Consider the following 22,650-nt stretch of genomic DNA (forward strand, 5'->3'; position numbering starts at 1 on the left):
CCCTGCCCGTCAGATCGAAAGTTTCTCGATGATTTCTTGTGTCGAGAGAATGGCGTTTGCATAAGCGGGCATGTTGAATTTGAGAGACGCATCCATCTCCGCATGCCCAAAGCTGCCGATGGCATCCTTGACGAGCGTCACCTCGTATCCCAACTCGGCCGCAAAGCGCACGGTGGATTCGATGCAAGTGTTGGCTCGCATGCCAATAACGATGACTTTGCGTAAGCCGTGTTTCTTCAACTGAAGGTCAAGGTCGGTGTTGGCAAACCCGCTGGACATCCAGTGCTCTTGTGCGACGACGTCGCCAGGCTTCGGCTCGAAATCCGGATGAAAACTGCCACCCCAGGTGCCGTCAGCGAACACATGATTGTGGTGGGCGCTAGCCTGCACGGGAGGCATCGTCTTCCAATGCAGATGGGTATCGCCTTCGCGCCATCGGTGATGCGGAGCTATGAACACCTGGATGCCGCGCGACCGCGCAGCGGCCAGGACCTGACGCATATGTTCAACAACGTTTAGAGACGCCAGCGTCTCGCGGCTTAGCTCGTAGAGCTTTCCCCCTTCCGACAGGAAGTCGTTATAGGGATCAACAATCAGCAAGCCCGTCAATTCAGGTTCGTAGGTTGTCTCTGCCATGGGTCCACTCCTGTCCGAGGTTTAAGCGTTCTTTGTCGTGGAATGAGCCATCAGGGCTCCCCGAATGGGTTGTCGGCCTAAAGCCCTTCCACACTCGTGCCACCCAGCTAAGCCACCTGGGTGTCGCTTGAGACCGTGCACATGCATAATAGCGTACGACTGAACTCTATAATAGAGTTCAGTCGTACGCTATTTCAAGGATTTTTTCTATATGGGTCGATCAAGCAAGCAGGAGATGGAACAGAACCGCGCGCGCATCGTGGACGCGGCTACGAATCTCTTTCGACAGCACGGTGTCGCTGCAGTCGGTGTTGCAGACATCATGAAGGCGGCGGGTATGACGCAAGGAGGGTTCTACAAGCACTTCCCTTCCAAGGATGCGTTGGCAGCTGAAGCTTGTACCGTAGCTTTCACACGCTCCGTCGATGTCTGGAAAGAAAAAGCGAAAACTGAAAGCGATGGCGGAACCGCCGCCTTGCGCGAACTCGTGACGTATTACTTCGCGCCCAAGTCACCCGAGCGGACCTGCCCTATGGTTGCTTTGAGCCAGGATGCCGCTGCTAGCGACGCCCCAGACGACCCGCTCCGTATCGCCTATAGCCAGGGCGCACACAGACTCTTCGACGCATTTGCCGAAGTGGCTGCAACGCACACCGGCGCGCCAATGTCTCGAGAAAAAGTCATGATGATCTTTGCGGCTATGGTGGGGGCCAACTTCCTGACCCGGGCCATCGGCGAGGATCCGTGGATGGTTGAAATGAAGTCGCTGGTGCTTTCAAGCATCGATACAAAACAGCTGTGAAAGTGACGATCAGGCAGAGCTTCACCATAAGTGTATTTTACGTCGACGCTTCGGGTTTCCAGCGAACCTGATGCGCCGATGTTTCGCACCTCCTCTTCATTGGTATCTGTGGACAATGTCCATCCAGAGGAAGATATTTCAGTGAGGTGTCACTCGACGGATTTTTTCCGGAACAGACATCGCAGCCTGGGCAGCGCAAGCCGTGTGCTTCGCAAAAAATCAGGCGACAATCAGGTGCAATAAGCACACGCATTTCATTGAGGTGACATCATGGCTGATAAGGATATCCCCGGCATTCGTCCTTACAACGCCCCCGCAGGTGGCTGGGGAGCATTGCGAGCAACGGCCAAGGCTGTCCAGGAGCAAATGAATGCCCCTGATGCCACGATGACGCTCCTTCGGACCAATCAGCCTGAAGGATTTGACTGCCCGGGTTGTGCATGGCCGGACAAAGAACATCGATCCACCTTCAGGTTTTGCGAGAACGGCGCCAAGGCCGTCACCTGGGAGGCGACGAACAAGCGTGTTCCTCCGACATTTTTTGCTGCTCACACGGTAACGTCGCTGCTCGCATGGAGCGACTACCAATTGGAGGATCAGGGGCGATTGACGCACCCGATGGCCTACAACCCGGAGAAGGACATCTACGAGGCCATCAGCTGGGACGAAACGTTTGCTCGCATTGGCGCGATTCTCCGCAACCAAGCCAACCCGAACGCCGTCGAGTTCTACACCTCGGGTCGCGCTTCCAACGAAGCCGCTTTTCTCTACCAAATCTTTGCCCGGGAATACGGCACCAACAATTTCCCGGATTGCTCGAACATGTGTCACGAGGCCACTAGCGTAGGCCTTCCTCAGTCCATTGGCATCGGCAAAGGCACCGTTTCACTCGACGATTTCGATCATTGCGAACTCATCATCGCCATGGGGCACAACCCGGGCACGAATCACCCACGCATGATGGGCACGCTCCATGAAGTGGCGCGTCGCGGTGCTCCGATTATCGTGTTCAATCCGTTGCGTGAGCGCGCCCTGGAACGTTTTGCCGATCCACAGGACCCGCTGGAAATGGCGACCTTTGGCGCGACCGAGATCGCGTCAACGTACCTTCAGCCCAAAGTCGGCGGCGACGCAGCAGCGCTCAAGGGCATCATGAAGGCGTTGCTTGAGATGGATGAGGTGCTAGGGCCAGCGGGCGGCGTTCTCGACCATACCTTCATTGCTGAGCACACCAACGGCTTCGAACTGTTTGCAGCCGATCTTCGTACGACTTCCTGGCGAGATATCGAGGCTACCTCGGGCGTACCTGAAGACGAGTTGCGCAAAGTTGCAGAAGCCTACGCCAAATCCAAGGCGACCATCGTCACCTATGGCATGGGTATAACGCAGCACAGCATGGGCACTCAGAATGTCCAGCAGATCGCCAACCTGCTTTTGCTGCGAGGCAATTTCGGCAAGCCCGGTGCAGGCATTTGTCCGTTGCGTGGCCACTCCAACGTGCAGGGCGATCGAACGGTCGGCATTACGGAAAAGCCGGGCGCTGCTATGCTCCAGCGGATCGAGCAAACATTCGGCTTTCGCCCGCCGGCCACACACGGCCATGACGCGGTGGCGGCCATGCAGGCCATCGTTGCGGGTGAGTCGAAGGTACTGATTTGCCTCGGTGGCAATCTGGCTGTGGCGCTGCCCGATCCGGAGGCGTGCTTCCAGGCGATGCGGCAACTTGAACTCTCTGTGCATATCGCCACCAAGCTCAACCGCTCGCACCTTCTCACGGGCAAAAATTCCTTCATCCTGCCCTGCCTGGGCCGCACCGAGCGTGACATGCAGGCAACGGGACCGCAGTCGATCACGGTAGAAGATTCCATGTCGATGGTGCATGCGTCGCTGGGTAAGCTAACGCCGGCTTCGGAAGCACTAAAGTCCGAGCCAGCCATTGTTGCAGGCATGGCAGCCGCCACACTTCCCGAGAGCAAGGTGCCGTGGATGCATCTGATCGAGGACTACGATCGCATTCGCGATGCCATCGAATCGGTTTTTCCGGACTTCGAGAAATTCAACGAGCGCATCCGCGTACCGGGCGGTTTCAGGCTGCCGCTGCCACCGACGGAGCGGATCTGGAAAACGCCGTCCGGAAAGGCGGAATTCCTTCGCTTCACCGGGCTGCACGAAGATCCTGTTTTTACGGATCAGACGATCCTCAAACTCACCACACTGCGCAGCCACGACCAGTACAACACGACCATCTATGGACTGGATGATCGCTATCGTGGCGTTTTCGGACGACGCGATGTGCTCTTCATGAATGAACATGACCTCGCAGAACGAGGCATCGAGGAAGGTGACAAGTTAATCGTGGAGACTGCATTCGGCAAAGGTCAAGAACGCCGCATGACGCAAGTCATCGCAGTGATCTACCAAATCGCAAGAGGCTCAGTCGCCACCTATTACCCCGAAGGCAACTGCCTGGTGCCGCTCGACTACATTGATAAGATTAGTGGGACGCCTTCCTATAAGTCCGTTCCGGTGCGTGTGAAGCGGGCTGGAAGCCACTGACATAGCCGGGCTCGTCATTCGGCACACCCTCCCTTTTGGCAACAAGGATGGCGAGTCCGCCGATGGCAACCAGGCGGACCATTGTGTGTAGCAACATGCGACAAAATTCATTTGTCGTACAATACAACCTTTAGTTGCATCGCCCATCCTTGGCAAGTGTGATTAAAGGGGTTACTCGCTTGATGAAAAAAAATTCGAGAGCATGCGCCCGCCGTTGTCTGGCGATCCTTGGCGTGATGGTGTTGGTGGCATGTGGCGCGATGAACGATGTGCGAGCTGCGGCCAGCGACGGCGGAGCACATATTGATGTATCGGGCCATGTCTTCCGGCTGGATGCGGCCAAGGTGACCTACGCGTTCGGGGTCAACGAAAAGGGGCAGCTGCAGTCGATCTATTGGGGACCGCGACTGGCATCGAGCGACCCTTTACCGACACCGATCGCGCCTCCTGGCCGTGACGCGATCGATGGCGTGGTCAACGTGATCCCGCAGGAATATACCGGTTGGGGCGAAGGGCTCTACTACGAGCCGGATCTCAAGGTGACGTTTCCAGACGGCAATCGCGACCTGGTCCTGCACTACGTGTCGCACAGCGTGCATGGCAACGTGCTGTCCATCGTCATGAAGGATATCGAGCGCCCGATCGTCGTCACCTTGCAGTACGAGATCGACCCAGGCACAGGTATCGTGCGGCGCAGCGCGGTCATCGAGAACCAGACGGCAACGCCGATTATCGTGGAACAGGCGAGCGCAGGCACGTGGATCTTACCGCGCAGCCACGATGACACGCTGCGGTACCTTGCTGGCCGTTGGGCGGGCGAGAACGACATCTACGAACACCCGGTGCAACCGGGCAAGACCGTACTCGAAAGCCGCCGAGGCAGTACCGGTATGCAGAACGAGCCGTGGTTCGCCATTCGCCGTAACGATGCAAACGAAACACATGGGGAAGTGTGGTTTGGTGCCCTGGCTTGGAGCGGCTCCTGGCAGATTACGATCGAGCAGGACCAGGCCGAGCAGATACGCGTCACCGGCGGCTTCAATCCGTTTGATTTCGGCTACAAGCTGGCGCCCGGCGCAAGTCTGCAAACGCCCAGCTTCTATGCGGGTGTCACCAACGGCGGTATGGGCGAGGCTTCACGTTTGATGCATCGGTTGGAGCTCACTCGCATCCTGCCCCAAGCGCCGCACCCGCGAGCGCGGCCCGTGCTTTACAACTCCTGGGAGGCGACAGGCTTCGATGTCAACGAAGCCGGACAGGTGGCGCTCGCAGAGAAGGCGGCAAGCATTGGCGTCGAACGTTTCGTGATGGATGACGGCTGGTTCGGCGCGCGCAACAACGACAAGGCCGGGCTGGGCGACTGGATGGTCAATCCGCAGAAATTCCCGCACGGGCTGAAGCCCTTGATCGATCGCGTCCACGCGCTTGGCATGGATTTCGGCATCTGGGTCGAACCGGAGATGGTCAACCCGGATAGCGATCTATACCGCGCGCATCCAGACTGGGTGCTCAACATGACCGGCCGCCCGCGCACTCTGGGCCGTAACCAAATGGTGCTCAACCTCGCCCGGCCCGATGTACGCGCATACGTGTTCAGTACGCTGGACAAATTGCTGAGCGAAAACCAGATCGCCTTCCTCAAGTGGGACTACAACCGCAGCTGGTCCGAACCCGGTTGGCCGCAGGTGCCAGCCGACCAGCAGAAAAACGTCTACGTCGACTTCGTGCGTAATGTCTACGGCATTCTCGAAGAACTTCGTCGCAAGCACCCGAACGTGGAGATTGAATCGTGCTCAAGCGGCGGCGGTCGCGTGGATCTTGGCATCATGCGCTTCACCGACGAAGTCTGGCCTTCTGACAACACGGATGCGTTCGACCGTCTGCGTATCCAGGACGGCTTTACCCAAGCGCATACGCCGGGAGTGATGATGGCCTGGGTCACTGACTCGCCCTCCTCCATGAATGGGCGCAGCATGTCGCTGGAATACCGTTTCCTGTCATCCATGCAGGGCTCGCTCGGTATCGGTGCGAACCTGACAAAGTGGACTGCGCAGGACATGGCCACCGCACAACGTCTGATCGCTGACTACAAAGCAATCCGCGAGACCGTGCAGCATGGCGATCTGTATCGCCTGGTTTCGCCCGATAACGGCAGCGAGCACTCGGCCACTGAGAATGTATCGCCGGACAAGGCTCATGCAGTGCTGTTTGCATTCCTGCATTCCAGCACCGAAGGCTATCCGTACCCGGCGGTGCGGCTCCAAGGGCTTGATCTGGATGCGCGTTACCGCGTGCGCGTGCTGCAAGGAACGTTGGCCGAGCGTACGCCAACCGTGGCGAGCGGCGCTTACTGGATGAATGTAGGCATCGACGTCGTGATGCATGGCGATTTCCAAGGTACAGCCATCACCTTCGATCGCGAGTAGCCGATGCGCCAGCCTATGACCGAGGAAGAGAGTTGCTGGCTCGAGAACACGCATTTGCGCGTGCAGGTGCTGCCGGCGCAAGGGGGTGGCCTGGGCCGCTTCGAATGGCTTGGACGAGACGTCGCCTTCCCCTTGCTGCGCCCGTATAGACCAGCGCTCGCGGATAACAGCGCAGCGTTCGATCCCAACCGCCTCGCCTGTTATCCCCTCGTGCCATGGAGCAACCGCATTTCGTGCGGAGGATTCGATTTTGCCGGCACATCGGTGGCATTGTCGCCCAACTGTCCTGGCGAGCCGTATCCCATCCACGGTAGCGGCTGGCGCCGCGCGTGGACAACGCAGTCGCATACCGCCAACGAAGTACAACTGGTGCTGGACGAGCGAGCACCGGATGCCTACAGCTACCGCGCCATGCTCACTTACGCATTGCGCGGGGACTCGCTAGAAATCGAACTGTGCGTGACTAATACTGGCGACGCGGCGCTGCCGTTCGGGCTTGGCCTGCATCCATTCATCGCACTGCACGACGGCGTTACCTTGCACGCGCCCGCCGCCCGCGTCTGGCAGAACGACGGCCTTTCGCCATTGCCGTTGGAGAACGTGCCAGTGCCCTCCGACTGGGACTTTCGACAACCGAAGGTATTGCCAAACGAAGTGCTCAATCACTGCTTCCTGTCCTGGCCAGGCAAAGCCACGGTGCATTGGCCCCAGCAAGGACTGCGCTTGCACGTTGTGGCGGATGTCGACGCGTTCCTGCTCTACACACCGCACGATGCAGATTTCTTTTGCTTCGAACCGGTTGACCATCCGATTGATGCCGTGCACTTGCCCGGTGGGCCACTGGCGCATGGCATGACAGCGCTGGCACCCGGCGAGTGCCTATGTCGGCATTTTGTCTTCCGCGTGGAAGACATCGGAAGAGGAGGCCCACGTGAACCCACGGCTTGAGAACAAAACCGCGTTGATCACGGGTGCCGCCAGTGGCATCGGCAGCGCGATCGCCGAGCTTTTCGCGCGCGAAGGCGCATCGCTGGCGCTGCTGGACGTGGACGCTGCCGCCGCCGATGCGTTGGCGCGCCGGATCGTAAACTCAGGCCACCATGCCATCGCCGTGCAAGCAGACGTGTCGAATGACGATGAGGTGCAGCACGCCGTAACGCAGGCCATGGAAGCACTCGGTCGCATTGATATCCTGATCAACGGCGCCGGCATCAATGTCTTTCGCGATCCGCTGACGTTGAGCGACGTGGATTGGCAGCGCAACCTCGGCGTCAACCTGCAAGGTGCCTGGCATTGTGCGCGTGCGGTACTGCCGTCGATGCTCGAGGCAGGCTACGGGCATATCGTGAACATTGCATCCGTGCATGGGCACAAGATCATTCCGGGCAGTTTCCCCTACCCCGTCGCCAAACATGGCCTCATCGGACTCACTCGCGCGCTGGGGCTGGAATACGCTGCTCGCGGTATTCGCGTGAACTCGATTTCGCCGGGACTGATCCTGACGCCGGCGACCGAACGCTATTTCCAGTCATGCCCGGACCCCGAAGCCGAACGCAGCAGGCAGGCTGAGCTTCTGCCCTGCAAACGCATCGGCACACCCGAAGAAGTGGCTTATGCCGCCCTATTTTTGGCTAGCGACGAGGCGCGTTTTATTAACGCGACGGATTTGTTGATCGATGGTGGTCGTAGTCAGCTTTATCACGCTTGAGGTTCAGGCAGTCCGCGCTGAGCGTGATCTTTCAAATTACCGGGCCGTCATTCCCGCGAAAGCGGGAATCCATTTGCCCTGATGCAAGAGCGAAGATGGATTCCCGCTTCCGCGGCAATGACGGCATAGCGGTATATACACATGCAAGGGAAAACGTGGGGATACCTCAGCCTCAGCCCCCTGCAAGCACGGAAGGGAGTTTTGCAAGCATCTCGCTCAGTGCACACCTGCATGGCCTTCAAGATGCGCTTCCAATACTTCAAGCGACACGCCGGCAGTCTCCGGAACACGCCGCAGCACAAACAGAAAACCCGCACCGCAGATCAAACCGTACAACCAGAAACTGCCCGCCGGCCCAAGGTGTGTATTGAGCCAAGGGAAGGTGTAGGTGAGCACGAAGCATGCGGTCCAAAGCCAGAACACGCTCAAGGCGACAGCTTGCGCGCGGATACGGTCCGGGAAGATTTCCGACAGCAGCACCCAGGTGACCGGCGCCAACGTCGTGGCGTAGATCGCAATCGCCGCGAGCACCAGCAGCAATACCGGCAGGCCAAGCACGTGCAGCGCATACGCGCCACCAATCAGCAGATAGACCGCAAACAGACCGCCTGCGCCGATCAGCATCAGCTTGCGCCGTCCCCAACGATCCACCAGCGCCAGTGCCAGCAACGTAAACAGCAGATTGACCGAGCCGGTGGCGACAATCGACCTGAGCCCTTCATTGATGTCGAATCCCGCCGACGCGAAGATGTCCTGCGCATAGTTGAAGATAACGTTTATCCCGCACCATTGTTGGAACACGGCCAGCGTCACGCCGATCACAACGATCGGGCGTACGCGCCGGCTGAGCAGATCACGCCAGGTTGCGCCAACGGCAGAAGTGGCTTCCTGCACCGTGCGAATCGCTGCCAGCGAAGCACGTGCATAAGCTTCGCCGCCGATCTTCGTCAGCACCTGCTCCGCCATATCGTGACGCCCTCGCCGGCTTAGCCATCGTGGCGATTCGGGTATCACCATCGCGAGCACGAAGAACAGCGCCGCTGGCACACCGCCGCTCAAGAACATCCAACGCCACCCATGCTGTACGTTCCACGATTGCAGCAGCGCATGTGTGTCTACTTCCGGCGGTACCGGCCGCGCGATCCACAGGTTCACCGACTGTGCCAACAACACACCGACAACGATGGTGAACTGATTGATCGCCACGAAGCGTCCCCGATGTGCCGCGGGGCTGACTTCGGCGATGTACAGCGGCGAGATGCTAGAGGCCAGGCCGATACCCAGTCCACCGATAATGCGGAACGTTGCAAAGATGCCGGTGCCGTTGGCCCATGCGGTGCCGAATGCGCATATCAGGAACAAGGCCGCCGACACGATGAGTATGGCGCGCCGGCCAAAGCGATCGGCAAGCATGCCTGCTAACGCGGCTCCCACGATGCAACCTACCAGAGCTGCACTCATCAACCAGCCGGACATTACTGGATTGTGGACGCCGAAATAAGTCTCGTAGAAAAGTTTGGCGCCACCGATGACGACCCAGTCGTAACCGAAAAGCAGACCGCCGAGTGCTGCGACCATGCAGATCAACCATATATAGAGGCCGCTGTCGGCATGCACGACACGTGTGTCGCCGGGTGCGCCATCCGCTATCTGCACGAGCAATTCCTTTGGGTACTGAGGCTTGTTGGTAATGCCGAACTTAAAATTCGCCGAAAGGCAGCGTCTTGCCCGACGTCATTCCGGCGAAGGCCGGAATCCAGTTTGAATACGAGGTGCGAAGCACGCAAAACCTTTGTGTCGTGTGCTTCGCACGTCATTCTTAACTGGATTCCGGCCTTCGCCGGAATGACGTCGGGCAACACAACGCCACGCTAGTGCCTCAAGTTCAGGGCCTACTATCGGGGACACGTCCGTGTCGTCATACCAGAGAGCGAGTCCGAGGTAATCAGCGGTGCCACCACGATACGATCAAGATCAGGCGCGTAGCCGTTGGGATTGCCCATCTGGATGGTATTTGATCCGGCCTTCAGTTGAACGCGAAGCAACGTTGGCCTCGGGTCATCAAAGGTACTTCCATCCAGGTTCAATGAAACCGGCGCAGCGTTATTGATAGTGACAACGAGCGTGCGCGTGCCGCTCGTCGCATAGTCGATTTCAAGCTGATATGTCCCTGCTTTTGGAACGGTGACGTTAGAGAAAGTCACGGTGTTGGCCGGACCATTCCCGATGTTGCCGGCTTTGGAAAGGCCCGAGGCATAGTTGCTGAAACCCGCTGTTACCGTGCCGCTCAACGTGGCTTGCTCGGCTTCGTAAGTGGTGGCGGTCGGCAGCACGGCATCACCCTGCCCGCTGATCACGATGCGATCCAGGTCAGGCGCATAGCTCGTGGGGTTGCCGAATTGGATGCTGTTGTATCCCGCCTGCAGACAAACCGGCAGCGTTGTGCTGGAAGGAATAAGAAAACTACCACCACCGAAATTGAGGGTCTGGTAGGGGCCGCCATTGATCGTATACAGATAGGAACGCAAGGCGAAGGTCATCGAGTCGACCTGCATGAGGTACACACCTGCGCGGCGCACATAGACATTCTGGAACGTTACGGTGTTGCCGGTACCAAGGCCGAGGCTACCCACCTTTTTGCCATCGGAACAACTTGGGCAGTCGGCGATTGATGCGGTGCCCGCCAACGTCGCCGAGGTGGCTTCGTAGCTGGTGGAAGGTACGGGCGGCGTATGGCCGATCCGCGTCGAGACTTTCAGCAGACGCACGCCATGTCCATCCAGCGCCGTCGAAAATGCGCCAGGTGACGGACCAAGATCCGTCTGCGCCCACAGGTCGCGCACCTGTCGTACGCCATCAAGCCCGATCTCCCGCCACGGCAACCTCACATCAGCCGGCGTCGCATTCATATTGAATACGGCGACGTAGTAGTTGCCATCACCGAGATCGGTCAGCCATATCGGTAGATCTCCGCCAAGTACCTGCTTGGCCGGTTTGCCGGATTGATCGACAGCAAGCACTTCATCGGCCGTCGCCAGTTGCTTGCCGAAAGCATCGATCTTCGTCAGATCGCCACCCAGGTAGATGGGCGCGTTCGCCATGGCCCACAGGGTGATGGCGGAGCGTTTCTCGGCGTGAGACAGGCCATCCAGTTTGCCATCTCCGATATCGAGCGAGTCCATGTCATTCCAGCCCAGCGTAGGGCCGGTCGCATTCTCCCAGCCCGGCAGATCCCGGAAGCGTTTGTAGATACGTGGCCAATCCGTAAGCGTTGCGCAACGGCCTTCGCATTCAACGTCATCGTCGATGCGGCGTGCATTGGAAAACTGCTGCCATGTGCCGAGGTAATCCTGATCGATTTCCCATGAAATCGTCAGCCAGATCGGGCGGCCGCTGTTCGCGATGGCTTTGGACCACGCAGCCACGTCATCCTGGTTGTCGATATTGAGATTGTCGTTATACGAACCCGGTGTCACGGCATCGAGCTTGATGAAGTCGACACCCCACGAAGCGAACAGTGCGACCACGGAATCGATATAGGCTTGTGCGCCAGGCTTGGTGAAATCGATCTTGTAGTGATAAGGCGACGTTCCCGGCGAGCCGAAAGCATTCCCCGCCGTGTACGGCACGGTGAGAATGTCCTGGATGTGATACGACGTGCCAAGGATCGGGGAATTGGCCGCAACGGCGGGTTCTTCGACACCTGGGATCCAATAAATGCCTGCCTTCTGACCGTTCTTATGAATGTGATCGATCAGCGACTTAATATCCGGAAACAACGTGGGATCGGGAATCGGCCTGCCGTTCGCGTCGAAGCCACCGTGCCAACCTGAGTCCATATTGATGTAGTTGAAGCCGTGCACCTGCAGCCCTGAGCTAGCCAGCGCATCGGATTGTGAGGTGACATTGGCTTGGGTAAGAAAGTTGGCATCGAGCGTCTGCTGACTAAAGCTGCTCCAGCCAAGATAAGGTCTCTGGGCGACACCGTTAACCTGTGCGCCAGCGCTTGTCGCCAGCCCGAGCAACCCACACGCTAGAGCGCCGCGTGACAAGAGCGATTTCAGCGTCCGCGCCAATAAGCGTTGGCCTGTTGCTGTGTCATGGAATCGTGAATGCGCATCGCCGTTAAATACAGAGGTATTCATAACTGTCGACGTTCCCTTCGATGTATGGAGGACGCCCTGATCCATCGAGCAAACAAACCCAACAAATCCGAGCAGACAGCTGCGGCCTTCACTAGCGCATGGAACAACGGCTTGCGAGTTGCTGACGTCAGCCGCTTCGACAAGCCCCTCACCTTCTCGATATCGAACAGCAATAGCCGCAGTTTTTGAACATCACGCTGACTACGTCGAATGGACTGAGGCGCCGTTGCGCCCTCCCCAGCACACCCGCTGAAATGACGGTATACGCCTAGACATGCGTATTAGTCATATAATATAACGTAGACCTGTGTCATCCACCCTGTCAAGCATGGACGAGTGAAACTGTGGGCGTAATCCCTCGCACGGCGACCCGGCTGTTGATGACTAAGCATGGGACACGATTGCTGACGACAATCGCGTTAACGGCAGCCTCCGGCTTCTGCGCCGTGCTAGCGGAGAAACCGCCCTTACCCGGTCGGGTAACCATTTGGGCGCCGAGCGTGACCATCGGCGGCCCCGCTTTCAACGACCAGACGATTCGAATGATCGTGCATCCGAGTCTGAGTGGGTCATCCGTGCGCATTCACTTATCTAATCTACGCAGCACTACGCCGTTACGTGTAGGCCGCGTGAGCATTACTTATCAGGCCGATGGCGCAACGGCTGCTGCTGGTTCGTTACACACGGTGACGGTTTCTCGCGCCACAAGCTTCATTCTGGCCGCGGGCACGGAGGCTTTCAGCGACCCGATACCGATGCAAGTCAAAGCCGGACAGAATTTGCTGATCAGTCTTTATTTGCCAAATAAAACCAGCTCTGCCACTTGGCACTCCGACGCATTCGACACGACCTACCTATCTGACGCGGGCACTGGCGATCACACGAACGATATCGATGGCGGCCGCTATACCCGGACAACCACGTCCTGGTATTACCTGTCTGGCGTGGACGTTCTTGCCAGCAACCACAGCACCATCGTTGCTTTCGGCGATTCCATCACCGACGGCTACAACACACCTAAAGGCGCCTACGCGCGCTGGCCCGATGACTTGGCTCGGCGGCTTGCCGACAGCCGTCACCCTATCGCAGTCGTTGATGCCGGCCTCGGCGGGAATCGGGTGCTGACGGATGCACCCAACATCTGGCAAGGATTCAGCGCAATCAAACGATTCGCGCATGATGCACTTGACCTTCCAGGTGTGAAGACCGTGATCCTGATGGAGGGCATCAACGATATCGGTAACGATGCAGGTCCCAGTGGCGCACCGCTGACCGCGCAGGATTTGATCGGCGGCTATAAGCATCTCATCAAGCAGGCGCACGATGCCCGCGTCCGGATCATCGGCGGAACCTTGTTGCCGAACAGCAGCGCCAGCTATTACACCGAGTCGCGCGAAGCCATTCGGCAAGCCTGCAATCAGTGGATTCGTACTAGTGGCGCCTTCGACGGTGTTGTTGACTTCGATCAGGCGATGCGTGATCCCGCCCATCCCACATCTTTGCGCCCGAGCTACGACTCGGGCGATCACCTCCACCCGAACGCGGCAGGCATGCAGGCCATGGCGAACGCCATCGACCTGCAGCTGCTCACAAAATAGTGCCGAGAGAGAAAATTGGCGATGAAAAAATTACAGGGTCCTGGCGCGAAAAATGATCATGATGACCTTGAGCATGCAGCACGCCGCCGCTTCCTTAAGATGACCGGCACGATGGCGGCGTTGCTGCCTTTGTTGAGCGCGCCCGGATTCAGTGCCACGACCGCCCCTGTACAAAATCCACGAAAGACACGCGCACCTTCGCTGCACGGCCCCACGCTGTGGTACGCCGCACCCGCTTCCGAATCGAATGTCATCCAGGAAGCGACACCGATCGGCAACGGGCGCATGGGATGCCTTATTGGCGGCGATCCTGCAAGGGATTTTCTGTATCTAACCGATAACTCCATGTGGCTCGGTGGACCGAACAATGCCCTCGATGCTGATGGGCAATTCAGTTACGAGGTGAAGGATTTCGGCAGCTTTACCATGCTTGCCAAGCTTTACCTTGAAGTGAGTGGTCATGAGCTGTCGGGCATTACCGACTACCGGCGGGAATTGGATCTCGCCAATGGCTATGTGCGGATTTCCTATCGCAAGGACGGTATCCACTATCGGCGCGAGATATTTGCCAGCCATCCGGACGATGTCATCGTCGTGCATCTCTCACAGAGTGGTGGCGGCACCTGGTCGGGTGCTATCGCCTTGCAGGGAACACACGGGGAAACCACCCAGTTTTCGCAACAAACAGCAAGCAGTCATTTCAGCGGTGCACTCAATAACGGTTTGAAATATGCAGCTAGCGTAAAAGTCGTCAACCGGTCCGGCTCAGTATCGGTCGAGAACGGCACGCTACGCTTTGCCGGCTGCGATGCGCTGACCATTCTGTGCTGTGGCGGCACCAATTACACCCCGGATGTGGCGAAAGGCTACCTGGATCATTCCCTTGATCCGCTGACGCTGGTGAGGCAGAAGCTCGAGGCGGCGGCTCAGCTGAGCGCGGATGTTCTGCTGCAAACCCACATTGCCGACTACGCCGCGCTGTATGACACCATGCAGGTCAATCTCGGTGCATCGACACCGGAACAACGCGGATGGGATACATGGACGCGCCTGCAAGCACGCGCAAAAACCGATGCCGCCGCAGACCCTGAGTTGGAAGCGGCGTATCTGCAGTTCGGGCGCTACCTGACGATCGCCGGATCGCGCGACAGGTTGCCTACTACCTTGCAGGGGTTGTGGCTCAGCGACAACGCGCCCGACTGGATGAGCGACTATCACACTGATGTCAATCTACAGATGAACTACTGGCTGCCGGATCGCGCAGGACTGCCTGCCTGCTTCGATGCACTGGCGAACTACTGTCTGTCGCAGCATGAATCCTGGACCACGATAACCCAGCAGCATTTCAATGACCCAAGAAACGGTTTCCGCAACAGCTCCGGCAAACTGGCCGGATGGACGGTAGCCATTTCCACCAATATTTTCGGCGGCAATGGCTGGTGGTGGCATCCCGCCGGCAGTGCCTGGCTATGCAATAGTCTCTGGCAACACTACCAATACACGCTTCAACACGATTACCTCGTGCGCATCTATCCCTTGCTCAAGGGCGCGTGCAAGTTCTGGGAAGCACGCTTGCTAACGCTGCGCGTCACCGATCCCACCAGCGGATTGGAGCGTGAGGTGTTGATTGACGACAGCGACTGGTCGCCCGAACAAGGCCCCAAGAATGCAAAGGGCATTACCTATTCCCAGGAGTTAGTGTGGGACCTGTTCAACAATTATCGGCAAGCGGCCGCCATCCTCGGCATGGACGCGCACTACAGTTCGGTCATTGGCAGCTTGCAGGCAAAGCTTTATCTGCCCCAGGTCAGCAGTGAAAACGGTTGGCTGGAAGAATGGATGTCACCGAAGAACCTGGGAGAGACCAGACATCGCCATCTATCACCACTGATCGGATTCTTTCCGGGAGACCGCATCACCTTAGACAACAGCCCGGCATCCTTGATTGATGGCGTCACCCGCCTGCTCGACGCACGCGGCATGACCAGCTATGGCTGGGCTTGTGCATGGCGGGCGATATGCTGGGCACGCCTGAAGCATGCCGAACGTGCCTACCAACTGATACTCAACAATCTTGCGCCTTGGCGGATTCGCGGCAATGGCACCGCCATGAACCTGTTCGATATTTATCAAATGACGTCTGATTCTGGCATATTCCAGATCGACGCCAACTTCGGAACACCGACGGCCATGCTGGAAATGCTGCTGTATTCCCGGCCAGGCTCGATAGAGCTGCTCCCTGCCCTGCCGAAAGCCTGGGCAGCAAGCGGTGAAATCACCGGCATCGGCGCACGCAACGGCTTCGTGGTGGACATGCGTTGGCGGGATGGTGAGATCACGGGCGTTACGGTACGCAGTATTGGCGGCACCCGGACTCAACTGAAGTTCGGTAAGCATTCGCGGGCCATTTCGCTGCAATCTGGGCAATCCATAACGATTACTCCGGGTTCTGATTAGCCTGTCCTGATGAGAGGTTCGAAAAGCATAAGGGTTTCTCGGCAGGCACAGATTGTTCGAAAACGTGTTGTCGGCAGAGAGTGGCCCTGGCAATCGAATGCCGTTTTCAGGAAATCTGCGGTAGGTAGCTGGGTCTGGCCGCCGTCAAACCTTGCTTCACTTGCAGAGTGCGCTCATCGGCCAGCACCTCATCCAGGCCCGATTCGAGTCCGTCGAGCGCGCGCTTGACGATCTCCTCAGCACCGGATTTCGGAGCATCGAACCCACGTGCGAGATCGGTATCGACGAAGCCCATGTGCAATGCCAGCACTTGCGTCTTCTGCGCCGCCAGCTCGTTGCGCAAGGCATTGGTGAGCGACCACGCAGCAGACTTGCTCGCCGCGTAGGCGGCCATCGCACCGCTGTTCACCCACGAGACCACCGACAACACATTGAGCAACGCGCCGCCGCCGTTGGCCTTGAGAGTCGGCGCAAAGGCTTTGCTCATGCGCAACATGGCGAAAAAGTTGGTCTCAAAGATGCGTCGCGTGACGTCTTCGCTGTCCGATGTAAGAAAGCCTCCGGGCTGAGCGATGCCGGCGTTGTTGATAACAAGCGTCACATCTGACGCTACCTCTGCGGCGGCCGCCACGTCGGCTGGGTTGGTGACGTCGAGCCGCAGGGGCTGAACACCGGATTGCGTGATGGTGGCAGGGTCGCGTGCGCCGGCGTAGACCTTGCGGGCGCCGCGGGCGAGCAGTTCGTGTGTGAATGCCAGACCGAGCCCGCGATTGGCTCCGGTGACAAGGACAGTAGCGTTCTCAATTTTCATAAGAAACTCCAAGGTTGGAGGAGACAGGCTCAGTCGATGGTTATCCCAGACAGCGCCATGTGCCGTTGAAGCTGCGGGCATTCCTGGACTTTGCAACACCGCGGCTGCGGCAGCGCCTTGGCTATGAAAGCCTAAAAACTTCTTAAGGATCAGAACCACTGTGAGACCTAGGCGGTGGCGCTCTCGGTTCCGACTGCCACCAAGTCGGACTCTCCAAATCTTTCCAACGCACTGCACCAAGTGGGACTTGCAAGGCGCCATATCCAATTCATCAGTTTAACTTGCAAGTTAAACTGATGAATTGTAGGCTAGGCACATGGTCAAATCTCCACGCCCTAACGCCTCGATGGAGGCAGCCGTCAGCGAACTTACGGCCGCCGTTGGTCAACTGCTACGCCGCTTGCGTTCGGAGATGAGTTCGGACGAACTCAATCTTTCGCAGGCGAGTGCCCTTGCACGGCTGGATCGGCATGGCGCCATGACGACGGCCGATCTCGCGCGCGCCGAATCGATGAAACCGCAGTCGATGGGAGCCATTCTTGCCAGCTTGGAACAAGAAGGGTTGGTTGGGCGGGAACCGCACCCCACCGATGGGCGACAGATTCTTTTTGCGCTGACGGCCGAAGGCGCCGAAGTAAGACGCAAGCGCGGCATCGCCAAGCGCGAATGGTTGCTTGCTGCGATGGCGACGCTGGAGCCTGCCGAGCTACGAACGCTTATCGATGCCATTCCGCTTATCAAACGACTGAGCGAGTCTTAACGACAAGCCGGCCAAATCGACTCATCTCAACAGCGCGTCAACAGCATGAAGGCGCGTTGCGTCAGTCTGCACCCTCACGCTTCCGCACAAAGAGGATTACATCATGGTGAACGGGCTTCACGATCTTTCCTATTTCTTCGGCGGCGTTTTTCTAGCCAATGCCATCCCGCACTTTGTCAGCGGCACGATGGGGCGTCCGTTCCAATCGCCATTCGCGCATCCGCCTGGCCAAGGGCTGTCATCGTCGACTATCAACGTTGTCTGGAGCTTCGTGAATTTCGTCGCCGCCTACCTGCTGATTTTGTGCGTCGGCCAGTTCGATATGCGTGATGCACCATCGATGATTTCACTAGCCCTGGGCGCGTTATTGATCAGTCTGGTGGCCGCAAAGCAATTTGGTCGCTTCAACGGCGGCAATCTTCAGGGCTGAATACTCATGAGTTCCGAACTTAACTCGGAAGCGCTCGATACAACAGATAAGCTCGATTCATCGATCTGGAAAATCACCGCCGTCGTCGTGCTGGGTTCGTTCCTCGCGCAGCTCGACGCAACCATCGCCAATGTATCTCTCTCTAGTCTTGCCATCGAGTTGCACACCGACCTTTCGACCATTCAGTGGGTCACCAGCGGCTATCTGTTGGCGCTGACGCTGGCGTTGCCGATGAACAGCTGGTTGGTGGACCGCATCGGTGCGAAGGCCGTGTATTTGTGGTGCTTCGCTGCGTTCACCCTTTCCTCTGCGTTGTGCGGACTGGCGTGGTCGCCGCAATCTTTGATCGGGTTTCGCGTCCTTCAAGGCATCAGCGGCGGATTGTTGGCGCCGATGGCTCAGATGATGATGGCGCGCGCAGCCGGGAGACATATGGCGCGCGTGATCGGCTATGCCGCCGTACCCGTGCTGCTCGCGCCGATCCTGGGGCCGGTCATCGCGGGCATAATCCTGCAGCACGCGTCCTGGCGCTGGCTGTTTTTGGTGAACTTTCCGGTTGGCGTGCTAGCGCTGGTACTGGCCGTTATCTTTCTACCTCACGATCGCCAACAGCTCAGGCCGCGCAAACTGGATTGGGTCGGTCTGGCGTTGCTTTCGCCTGGCTTGGCGATCTTTCTTTATGGATCGGATCGCATCGGAGCACCGATGGGTCAGGCCGCAATGCTGGTTTCCATCGTTCTGCTCGGCTTGTTTTTATGGACCGCAAATCGCAAAGGTGACGAGGCGCTGGTTGACCTTCGGCTCTTCAAAGGCAAGGTATTTCCGGTTTCTGCCGTGACGCAGTTTTTGTCGAATGGTGCGATGTTTGCCGGTCAGATGCTGATTCCGATCTATTTGATCCGTGATTGCGGCCGCTCTCCGGGAGAGATGGGTTGGCTGCTGGCGCCATTAGGCTTAGGAATGTTGTGTACCTATCCATGGATGGGCACCTTGACCAGCCGATTCGGGATTCGAAACGTTTCCGCCGGCGGCGCATGGTTGGCATTGGTCGGCACGTTGCCAATCTTTTATATGGCCAACCACGAACTCAATTTCTTGGTGCTAGCTGTTGCGTTGTTCATTCGCGGCGTGGGTCAGAGCGCAGTAGGCATTCCCTCCATATCCGTCGCGTATGCGTCAGTTAGCCGGCACGAGCTACCCATGGCGACCACTTCCCTCAATATCGTCCAGCGCCTCGGGGGACCCACCTTCACCACGCTCTGCGCAACGTTTCTGGGATGGCGCATGGCTACGCAGCCCACGACGCATGCGTCATCGCTGACTGCCTACGCATGGGCGTTTCTATTGCTCTGTATCTTGCACGTGGCCACCGCTGTTGTCGCATGGCGACTTCCTCGCTCCATGAATGAAGTGGTTGAAAAATCAGCCGCGTAAGCGGCGATCAGCGAGTCCATCGGAACCGGCTCACTCTGCCACCCAGGAAACATCTCCGAATCTCGCCAAGCTTGTTACTCCCACCTTTAGAGCACCCGGCGGCAGTCTATCTCGCGATCGCCAAGCACCGGAGACGACCGGTAACGGCACGACACGAGGAGAAACGGCATGAAAAATATAGCTGTGTGGGGCTTCAGCTGGGTACCACCCTTTGCCCAGGGTCTGGTGCGCGATCTGCGCGTGCGCTGGGCGCTTGAGGAGGCGGGGCTTGCTTACGAGAGCAGGTGGATCGACGCCGATGAGCGGAACTCCGAGGGCTATCGGCGCAAGCATCCTTTTGGAGTGGTGCCCGCACTCGATACCGACGGCGAAACCCTGATCGAATCAGGTGCCATCGTTCATGCCATCGCTGAGCAGTGCGAAGTGCTCATGCCGCAAGACCTCCGCACCGAGACGCTCGCCTGGATGTTCGCCGCGCTCAACACCGTTGAGCCGCCGCTCTGGAATCTCTTCGTGATTGATCGACTACACGGCGACGAGGCTTGGACGAGGCTGCGCCGTCCCGGCGCGGTGGACGAAGCGAAGGCTCGGTTGGCTGCACTGTCTGCTTGGCTCGAAGGCCGTGAGTACTTGCTTGGGCGCTTCACGGCGGCCGATATCCTGATGGCGACCGTGCTGAGGTTCGTGCGGCATACAGATCTGGTGGCGGAGTTCACACCGCTCGATGACTACCTCAAGCGTTGCGAGGCGCGGCCGGCACTGCAGGCTGCCCTGCGCGACCAGGCAGCAGGTTACCTGCGCAACACTCCGGTCGCCGCCTGAGCTCAGAGGCGCATCCCTATCCTTGTTTCACTTATGAGATCTGGCGCTGGCTGCGCACGCCGAACAACACCTAGAGAAAACCGCTGTTGTCGATGCGCTTGGATGGTGCAACGGCAGCGTTGGCATCGGCGTCGCCGCCGCGGACCTGTATGCCCACGGCGGCGATGCGCATCACCTGCAAAGGTTGCGGCGTGCGATTGCTGCCGCACGCGCAACTGCAAACGGCAAAATCTGCCATCCAAGTTGGTTGCGTAGCAACAAATAAAAAATGCCAGCGCCGTTTTCGCGTCTGGCGTGCAAGCTTGCTCCAACGTCGCGAGGCATTCGACCCCGCCAAACCCCTCTCCCGTAAACAATGGAGAGAGAGTGACGGCGCACCGCTTCAATGCCGATCACATGACGCCGACAGCCGATATATTTTCTATACAAATAGACGTATAGACGTCTATTTGTACATCATATTTCGACTGAATCCCCGCTACCGCGGTTCAGGTTACAAAAAACAACATGCGAATTCCGTTATTTTGACAAACTTGAACCCAGCCCAAATTTTCACATTTGCATTTTCACGTGCGAATGACGCACCTTCTCCGTGCTATTCACACAGAGAGGCGATTTCAGACGTGAAAAACAGGTCTGCGTTGAAAGGCGCAAAGGATTTTTTCTTCCCGTACTCGGGCGTATTCATTCGACACAAATTCAATCGCAAAGTTTTGGCATCCGCAGCGTCGCTTGCACTATCAGCCGTGGCTCTGCCTGCTTTCGCAACCAACTGGTGGACTCAGACACCCGACATATCGATCGGTTCCGCCGTAGTCAACGTCCGCCATTTCGGCGCCATGGGTAATGGCTCCACGGACGACACCAAGGCAATTCAAGCCGCTGTCGACGCATTGCCATCTAGCGGCGGCACGATTGATGTACCTAACGGCACATACATGATTAATGCTCTCGAAGGCATCAGCTTGCGCTCACACACCCGCCTGTCGCTGGCAAGTGGAGCGGCCCTCAAAGCGATCGGAAACAACGCGAGGCGCTACTGGGTGGTGAAGGTTTGGAACGTCAACAACGTCGAGATTGTAGGCGGCGGCGTCATCGGTGAGCGCTACAGCCATCGTGACACCACCGGCGGCGAATGGGGCTACGGCATCAACATCTCGTCTTCCGACAAGGTCTACGTCCATGACATCACCGTGAAGGACTGCTGGGGCGACGGTCTGCTAATCGGCGCACTCACCTCGGGCAAGGGTATGGTGGAGGCGACCAATGTGACGCTGAATCGCGTCAAGGCCGAGAACAATCGGCGCCAAGGCATGTCGATCACGCCTGCCAATCGCGTGTATGTGGTGAACAGCAGCTTCACCGGCACCCATGGCACGGCGCCGCAGTCGGGCATTGACATCGAGCCGCGAGCGCAAGGCTGGGCCTCGCAGGTGCGCCTGGAGAACACAACCCTATCGGACAACGACGGCAATGGCCTTGAGGTTCACCACAACGTGGACGCCCTGTCCCTTCACAAAGTCACGGCCGAGAACAACAAGGGCTTTGGCGTATACACCGGTGGCCCTAAAAATGTGAACATCACCGACAGCACGCTGAGTCAGAACTACCTGTTCGGCGTGGACTTTTCTGCCGACACGAGCTACGTGACGATTGCCAACAACACCATCAACTATAACGGTGACGAGTGGTTTTACGCGCATGACGAGTCGATCTTCACAAAGGGTACGACCCCGCGCGACATTGAGGTCGCCGACACGGCGAAATATGTCACACAGTCGAACAACATCGTGTCTCCGATGAGGTAGCGTGCAAGGCCGCATGGATCGTCGAGGCGACCCATGCGGCTTTTTCTGCCGGCCTTTAGCCTTTCCTGCGGGGTGAGGCCGGCGCCTGTTCATGTTCATATCGCCCATAAGGGCGCCTGTTTGTACGGTTTGTGCCCAAATCTGTCATAGCGCGCCGAACAAATGTTCGTCACCCGCGCACGTTGGAAACCGCGCGGGCTGCTGCCATCAGCACCGACGGCAGCGTCAAATCCCAAGCGCCGAGCCCCATGGAAGGG

General features: G+C 58.1%; 16 protein-coding genes. 12 read left to right on the forward strand and 4 right to left on the reverse strand.

Features of this window, described 5'->3' with window-relative positions; all coding sequences use genetic code 11:
* Nucleotides 1-9: 9 nt before the first annotated feature.
* Nucleotides 10-636: an isochorismatase family cysteine hydrolase gene (locus ISP18_RS01010; RefSeq protein WP_380016137.1), complete on the reverse strand. Its 627-nt coding sequence runs from the start codon at nucleotides 634-636 to the stop codon at nucleotides 10-12.
* A gap of 235 nt (nucleotides 637-871) precedes the next feature.
* On the opposite strand from ISP18_RS01010, the gene ISP18_RS01015 reads away from it, so the two are divergent.
* From ISP18_RS01015 to ISP18_RS01035, 5 genes are all read left to right on the forward strand, one after another.
* The gene (locus ISP18_RS01015) at nucleotides 872-1,438 is read left to right on the forward strand and encodes a TetR/AcrR family transcriptional regulator (RefSeq protein WP_380016139.1); all 567 of its coding nucleotides are present in this window, start codon (nucleotides 872-874) and stop codon (nucleotides 1,436-1,438) included.
* A 270-nt stretch (nucleotides 1,439-1,708) separates the two neighbouring features.
* Complete coding sequence (locus ISP18_RS01020) at nucleotides 1,709-3,994, forward strand: FdhF/YdeP family oxidoreductase (protein WP_380016141.1); 2,286 nt, start codon at nucleotides 1,709-1,711, stop codon at nucleotides 3,992-3,994.
* A 182-nt stretch (nucleotides 3,995-4,176) separates the two neighbouring features.
* A complete protein-coding gene (locus tag ISP18_RS01025; RefSeq protein WP_380016143.1) occupies nucleotides 4,177-6,420 on the forward strand; it encodes an alpha-galactosidase in 2,244 nt (747 codons plus the stop codon).
* Nucleotides 6,421-6,423: 3 nt separating this feature from the next.
* Complete coding sequence (locus tag ISP18_RS01030) at nucleotides 6,424-7,368, forward strand: aldose 1-epimerase (RefSeq protein ID WP_380016145.1); 945 nt, start codon at nucleotides 6,424-6,426, stop codon at nucleotides 7,366-7,368.
* The gene (locus ISP18_RS01035) at nucleotides 7,352-8,128 is read left to right on the forward strand and encodes an SDR family oxidoreductase (protein WP_380016147.1); all 777 of its coding nucleotides are present in this window, start codon (nucleotides 7,352-7,354) and stop codon (nucleotides 8,126-8,128) included. The genes ISP18_RS01030 and ISP18_RS01035 overlap by 17 nt, the downstream gene beginning before the upstream one ends.
* A 216-nt stretch (nucleotides 8,129-8,344) precedes the next feature.
* Here ISP18_RS01035 and ISP18_RS01040 read toward each other — a convergent pair whose 3' ends face one another.
* Both ISP18_RS01040 and ISP18_RS01045 read right to left on the reverse strand, forming a co-directional pair.
* The gene (locus tag ISP18_RS01040) at nucleotides 8,345-9,784 is read right to left on the reverse strand and encodes a sugar porter family MFS transporter (RefSeq protein ID WP_380016149.1); all 1,440 of its coding nucleotides are present in this window, start codon (nucleotides 9,782-9,784) and stop codon (nucleotides 8,345-8,347) included.
* A 239-nt stretch (nucleotides 9,785-10,023) separates the two neighbouring features.
* Nucleotides 10,024-12,273, reverse strand: coding sequence for an alpha-galactosidase D (locus tag ISP18_RS01045; RefSeq protein ID WP_380016151.1), 2,250 nt, complete (start codon nucleotides 12,271-12,273; stop codon nucleotides 10,024-10,026).
* 629 nt (nucleotides 12,274-12,902) lie between these two features.
* Between ISP18_RS01045 and ISP18_RS01050 the strand changes: the two genes are divergently transcribed.
* Nucleotides 12,903-13,871 carry an SGNH/GDSL hydrolase family protein gene (locus ISP18_RS01050; RefSeq protein WP_404559235.1) on the forward strand — a complete coding sequence of 323 codons (969 nt, stop codon included), beginning with the start codon at nucleotides 12,903-12,905 and terminating at the stop codon, nucleotides 13,869-13,871.
* Nucleotides 13,872-13,892: 21 nt separating this feature from the next.
* The gene (locus tag ISP18_RS01055; protein WP_380016155.1) at nucleotides 13,893-16,328 is read left to right on the forward strand and encodes a glycoside hydrolase family 95 protein; all 2,436 of its coding nucleotides are present in this window, start codon (nucleotides 13,893-13,895) and stop codon (nucleotides 16,326-16,328) included.
* Nucleotides 16,329-16,434: 106 nt separating this feature from the next.
* Here ISP18_RS01055 and ISP18_RS01060 read toward each other — a convergent pair whose 3' ends face one another.
* Nucleotides 16,435-17,139 (reverse strand): SDR family oxidoreductase, encoded by a 705-nt coding sequence (locus tag ISP18_RS01060; protein WP_380016157.1) that lies wholly within the window; start codon nucleotides 17,137-17,139, stop codon nucleotides 16,435-16,437.
* A gap of 316 nt (nucleotides 17,140-17,455) precedes the next feature.
* On the opposite strand from ISP18_RS01060, the gene ISP18_RS01065 reads away from it, so the two are divergent.
* The 5 genes from ISP18_RS01065 (at nucleotide 17,456) to ISP18_RS01085 (ending at nucleotide 22,393) form a co-directional block, all read left to right on the forward strand.
* Complete coding sequence (locus ISP18_RS01065) at nucleotides 17,456-17,899, forward strand: MarR family winged helix-turn-helix transcriptional regulator (protein ID WP_380016159.1); 444 nt, start codon at nucleotides 17,456-17,458, stop codon at nucleotides 17,897-17,899.
* A 103-nt stretch (nucleotides 17,900-18,002) separates the two neighbouring features.
* Nucleotides 18,003-18,329, forward strand: a complete 327-nt coding sequence (locus tag ISP18_RS01070) for a hypothetical protein (RefSeq protein ID WP_380016161.1) — start codon at nucleotides 18,003-18,005, stop codon at nucleotides 18,327-18,329.
* A 6-nt stretch (nucleotides 18,330-18,335) separates the two neighbouring features.
* A complete protein-coding gene (locus ISP18_RS01075) occupies nucleotides 18,336-19,763 on the forward strand; it encodes a DHA2 family efflux MFS transporter permease subunit (RefSeq protein ID WP_380016163.1) in 1,428 nt (475 codons plus the stop codon).
* A 168-nt stretch (nucleotides 19,764-19,931) separates the two neighbouring features.
* Entirely contained in the window at nucleotides 19,932-20,585 is a 654-nt protein-coding gene (locus ISP18_RS01080) for a glutathione S-transferase family protein (RefSeq protein WP_380016165.1), read from the forward strand.
* Nucleotides 20,586-20,677: 92 nt separating this feature from the next.
* Nucleotides 20,678-22,393: a right-handed parallel beta-helix repeat-containing protein gene (locus ISP18_RS01085; RefSeq protein WP_380017594.1), complete on the forward strand. Its 1,716-nt coding sequence runs from the start codon at nucleotides 20,678-20,680 to the stop codon at nucleotides 22,391-22,393.
* Nucleotides 22,394-22,650 lie beyond the last annotated feature (257 nt).

It is taken from the genome of Dyella humi (assembly GCF_044904605.1).
In the GTDB taxonomy this organism is placed as follows: Bacteria; Pseudomonadota; Gammaproteobacteria; order Xanthomonadales; family Rhodanobacteraceae; genus Dyella_B; species Dyella_B humi.

Excerpts from the sequence above, each read along its gene's own strand:
- ISP18_RS01055 (WP_380016155.1), top strand. The coding sequence starts at position 13,893 with ATGAAAAAATTACAGGGTCCTGGCGCGAAAAATGATCATGATGACCTT.
- ISP18_RS01010 (WP_380016137.1), bottom strand. The coding sequence starts at position 636 with ATGGCAGAGACAACCTACGAACCTGAATTGACGGGCTTGCTGATTGTT.
- ISP18_RS01070 (WP_380016161.1), top strand. The coding sequence starts at position 18,003 with ATGGTGAACGGGCTTCACGATCTTTCCTATTTCTTCGGCGGCGTTTTT.
- ISP18_RS01045 (WP_380016151.1), bottom strand. The coding sequence starts at position 12,273 with ATGAATACCTCTGTATTTAACGGCGATGCGCATTCACGATTCCATGAC.
- ISP18_RS01020 (WP_380016141.1), top strand. The coding sequence starts at position 1,709 with ATGGCTGATAAGGATATCCCCGGCATTCGTCCTTACAACGCCCCCGCA.
- ISP18_RS01065 (WP_380016159.1), top strand. The coding sequence starts at position 17,456 with ATGGTCAAATCTCCACGCCCTAACGCCTCGATGGAGGCAGCCGTCAGC.
- ISP18_RS01085 (WP_380017594.1), top strand. The coding sequence starts at position 20,678 with ATGCGCTTGGATGGTGCAACGGCAGCGTTGGCATCGGCGTCGCCGCCG.
- ISP18_RS01025 (WP_380016143.1), top strand. The coding sequence starts at position 4,177 with ATGAAAAAAAATTCGAGAGCATGCGCCCGCCGTTGTCTGGCGATCCTT.
- ISP18_RS01080 (WP_380016165.1), top strand. The coding sequence starts at position 19,932 with ATGAAAAATATAGCTGTGTGGGGCTTCAGCTGGGTACCACCCTTTGCC.
- ISP18_RS01015 (WP_380016139.1), top strand. The coding sequence starts at position 872 with ATGGAACAGAACCGCGCGCGCATCGTGGACGCGGCTACGAATCTCTTT.
- ISP18_RS01030 (WP_380016145.1), top strand. The coding sequence starts at position 6,424 with ATGCGCCAGCCTATGACCGAGGAAGAGAGTTGCTGGCTCGAGAACACG.
- ISP18_RS01060 (WP_380016157.1), bottom strand. The coding sequence starts at position 17,139 with ATGAAAATTGAGAACGCTACTGTCCTTGTCACCGGAGCCAATCGCGGG.
- ISP18_RS01075 (WP_380016163.1), top strand. The coding sequence starts at position 18,336 with ATGAGTTCCGAACTTAACTCGGAAGCGCTCGATACAACAGATAAGCTC.